We start from the raw sequence: 3384 nt of genomic DNA, 5'->3' as shown, positions 1-3384 counted from the left end.
TGGGCTTGGTCATGCCCGCTAGATAGCCCCGACCGCCTTGCCCGCCGCTTCAAACATCCCCAAAATCTGGTCGACCTGCTCGCTTGTATGCTCCGCACAAAGCGAACAGCGCAGCAGAGTCATATTGGCTGGTGTTGCCGGTGGTCGGGCGAGGTTTACATACAGGCCTTCCGCGAGCAGTGCTTGCCACATCATCGCACCTTTTTCGAGATCGGGCATGATCACCGCGATGATCGCGCTTTGCGCTTCTGGCGTCCCGAGAGTGAAGCCGAGATCGCGCAGGCCCTTGTGCAGTTTCTTGCTATTCTCCCAGAGATGGGCGCGCTTGTTGCCGCTGTGCATCAGCTTGCGGATCGATGTGCCCGCCGTTGCCATCACGCTCGGCGGAAGCGAGGCGGTGAACACATAGGGGCGGCAAACCAGCCGCAATATTTCAAATTTCGGATGGTTGGAGACACAGAAGCCACCCACCGTCCCGACGCTCTTGCTGAATGTGCCGATGATGAAATCGACATCGTCGATCACGCCCTGCGCTTCGCAGACGCCGCGGCCGTTTTCGCCGATAAAGCCCATGCTATGCGCTTCGTCGACCAATACCATCGCGCCGTTTTCCTTGCAGACGCGAACCATTTCCTTGAGCGGGGCGACATCGCCGAGCATCGAATAGACGCCTTCGAGCACAACCAGTTTTCCTGCTTCCGGGGGCAGGCGTTTGAGCCGCTTTTCCAGTGCTTCGACATCATTGTGGCGAAAGGCGACAATCTCGGCATTGCCCATCGCGCAGCCGTCGTAGATCGAGGCATGGCTGTCGATGTCAAGAATCACATAATCGCCTTTGCCTGCAAGCGTCGAGATGATCCCGAGATTGGCCTGATAGCCAGTGGAAAAGACCATCGCATGGTCCATATCGTAAAATTCTTTCAGCGCATCCTCGCAATCGCGGTGGAGGCTGTAGGTCCCGTTGAGCACGCGGCTGCCGGTGGTGCCCGATCCAAATTCTTCCAACGCCTTCATACCGGCCTGGCGAACATCGTCGTCAAAGGTCATGCCCATATAATTATAGGTGCCGAGCAGGATGGTTTCCCTGCCTTCGCAAATCGCGACGGTAGGCGAGAGCACTTCTTCCATCACCAGCGAAAACGGGTCTTTGACGCCGGTAGCCAGCAGCGTCTCGCGCTCCTGGATCAGCGGGTCGAATTTACTGAGTAGATCGGTCATTCTTTACTTCCGTTAGTCCTGAGCCTGTCGAAGGACGAACCACCCGCTCGTGCGACCCTTTGACAAGCTCAGGGCGAACGGGTGTCGGGCTCTAGTTTTCCATCAACTTTGCGACGGCATCGCTAAGCTGGCCGACGGATTCGATGTCGGCCTGCATGTTCATGGTGATGATGATATCGAATTCATCTTCCACTGCGGCGACAAAGTCCATGACGGTCAGGCTGTCCCATTCCAGATCGCCCTGGAAGGTCGTGTCCGCCGACAGATCGACACCCTTGTTGTTGAACGGCCCGATCAGTTCGCTGACCTTGGTCATGATGTCTTCGCGATTTGCCATAATATGCTTTCCTCATGTCACTGGCCGAAAATGCCCTGCCTGACCTTTGCCAATGGAAGCGCCCCATTGGCAAGCGAATAAGGCGCAAAAGCGGCATCAGCTTGCCCAAATGCGTCGATTGTGTCACTTTCTGGCGAGCTTGGGGGATTAGATATGGTAGAAGAGAGAAAATGGCCGGATGATGCGGTCTACGCGCTAAGGACGACCCAGCAGCATCATGTCCAGCTCAGCCTGATGGCCGACCACAAAGCCAATATGCTGATCGGCGCCACGTTCATCGTCTTTACATTAGCCATCGGCCAGAGCCGGACCGGCGATATTTCGATACCCTTGATGATTCTGGCGATTGCAGCGTTTGCTTCCGCTGGCCTCGCCGCGATCGCGGTGATGCCGGCTTTTACCCCGCGCAAAGATGGTCCGGCAAATTTGCTGTTTTTTGGTGGGTTCAGCAGCTTGTCGGAAGAGGAATTTATCGAGCGCCTGTTGAGTGAGGAATTTCGTAATCAGGAAATGGTCTATCGCGCCATGCTGCGAGACATTTATCAGATGGGGATTGTGCTGGGCCGCAAGAAATTTCGATATCTGGGTTGGGCCTACCGGGTCTTCCTGGTCGGGTTGACGATGACCTTCGTCACTTATATTTACGAACAATTCGCGGGAGCGATCGCGTAAGACCCGCTACAACCAGTCGTTCTGGCGGTACCATTTTGCGGTATCCTTTAGCCCTTCACGGGTGTCGATCTTCGGTTGCCAGAGCTGTCTTGGCAGGCATTTTTGCGGATCGACTGTCCAGTCATCATGGCAAAAATAGTTGATCCGGTCGTCGGTGAGCTTGGCTTTGTCCCGGCGCACCAGCCGGTCTGCCCGGGCACCAAGACGTAACAGAAATTTGGGCAACCCGACGGTGGTGATACGTTTGCCCATCGCCCAGCCGATCGCCTTGGCAAAACTGGACTGGGTCCAGCCGCGTGGCTTGCCGTCGTCCAGCTCGAATATCCGGGCGGTCAATTCTTCCTGTTCTGGCAGTAACGCCAGCAGCGCCCGGCACAGGTCCTCAACGTGGATGACCGACAGACGGCCGTTGGCGTCGGGCGGCAGGGTGACAAATCCCAGTTTCGCCATCTTGAACAATTCCAGCATCTCGCCGTCGCCAGGGCCATAGACAGCGGGCGGACGGACGATTGTCCAGTCGAGCCCGCTGGTCGCGACAATCTTTTCGGCTTTCGCCTTGGTCTCGCCATAGATCGACAGTTTCGGCTGTGTCGCCGCGAGTGACGAGACATGGATGAAGCGCTTCGCCCCAGCCTGTTTGGCGGCTTCGATCACCGCGAGCGTCCCTGCAACATTGCCGGACTCAAATCCTGCCCGGTCCGGTGCGTTGACGACTCCGGCGATATGGAGGGTTACATCGGCGCTGTCGCACAGATCGACGAGGCTTGCCGCGTCGTCCAGCGCACCGCGCACCCATGTCACGTTGGGACGATCGTCCTGTTTGCGCCGCGTCAACGCCCGTACATCATATCCCTCCCGAACCACCAGATCGAGCATCCGGCTGCCGACAAAGCCGGTTGCACCGGTGATTGCGATTGTTTTGTAAACAGTTCCCGTCATCGTGGCTAGACCAGCACCATCTGGTTGCGATGGACCACCGCGCTGCGCGGGGCGTAGCCGAGCAGGGCTTCCAGTTCCGAACTGCGGCGACCGATGATCCTGGCGCAATCGAGTGCGTCATATTCGGTCAGTCCCCGCGCGATCGTCACGCCGTTCTCATCCTTGATCTCGACGACATCGCTGCGTTCAAACTGGCCATCGATGGTGATGATGCCCGC

5 protein-coding genes are annotated in these 3384 nt (G+C 57.4%); 1 reads left to right on the top strand and 4 read right to left on the bottom strand.

The genetic code is table 11. The features are described from left to right. Positions 1–18: 18 nt before the first annotated feature. Both spt and WBM93_RS03750 read right to left on the bottom strand, forming a co-directional pair. Positions 19–1218 carry a serine palmitoyltransferase gene (gene spt / locus WBM93_RS03755; protein WP_424428337.1) on the bottom strand — a complete coding sequence of 400 codons (1200 nt, stop codon included), beginning with the start codon at positions 1216–1218 and terminating at the stop codon, positions 19–21. A gap of 91 nt (positions 1219–1309) precedes the next feature. Next, positions 1310–1555, bottom strand: a complete 246-nt coding sequence (locus tag WBM93_RS03750) for an acyl carrier protein (RefSeq protein WP_424428334.1) — start codon at positions 1553–1555, stop codon at positions 1310–1312. Positions 1556–1708: 153 nt separating this feature from the next. Between WBM93_RS03750 and WBM93_RS03745 the strand changes: the two genes are divergently transcribed. Next, complete coding sequence (locus tag WBM93_RS03745; protein ID WP_424428331.1) at positions 1709–2227, top strand: Pycsar system effector family protein; 519 nt, start codon at positions 1709–1711, stop codon at positions 2225–2227. Positions 2228–2233: 6 nt separating this feature from the next. Here the strand turns inward: WBM93_RS03745 and WBM93_RS03740 are convergent, their stop codons facing one another. Further along, on the bottom strand, positions 2234–3166 hold the full coding sequence (locus WBM93_RS03740) for an NAD-dependent epimerase/dehydratase family protein (protein ID WP_424428328.1): 933 nt from the start codon (positions 3164–3166) through the stop codon (positions 2234–2236). A 5-nt stretch (positions 3167–3171) separates the two neighbouring features. Then, positions 3172–3384: PUA domain-containing protein (locus WBM93_RS03735; RefSeq protein ID WP_424428325.1), on the bottom strand; the 213-nt coding region annotated here is incomplete at its 5' end.

Origin of the sequence: Parasphingorhabdus sp. (assembly GCF_049667325.1) — a bacterium.
GTDB lineage: Bacteria > Pseudomonadota > Alphaproteobacteria > Sphingomonadales > Sphingomonadaceae > Parasphingorhabdus.
This window is presented reverse-complemented; position numbering and strand designations above follow the sequence as displayed.

What these genes read in the sequence shown, in the direction of transcription:
- spt (WP_424428337.1), bottom strand. Translation starts at nt 1,218, where the DNA reads ATGACCGATCTACTCAGTAAATTCGACCCGCTGATCCAGGAGCGCGAG.
- WBM93_RS03750 (WP_424428334.1), bottom strand. Translation starts at nt 1,555, where the DNA reads ATGGCAAATCGCGAAGACATCATGACCAAGGTCAGCGAACTGATCGGG.
- WBM93_RS03745 (WP_424428331.1), top strand. Translation starts at nt 1,709, where the DNA reads ATGGTAGAAGAGAGAAAATGGCCGGATGATGCGGTCTACGCGCTAAGG.
- WBM93_RS03740 (WP_424428328.1), bottom strand. Translation starts at nt 3,166, where the DNA reads ATGACGGGAACTGTTTACAAAACAATCGCAATCACCGGTGCAACCGGC.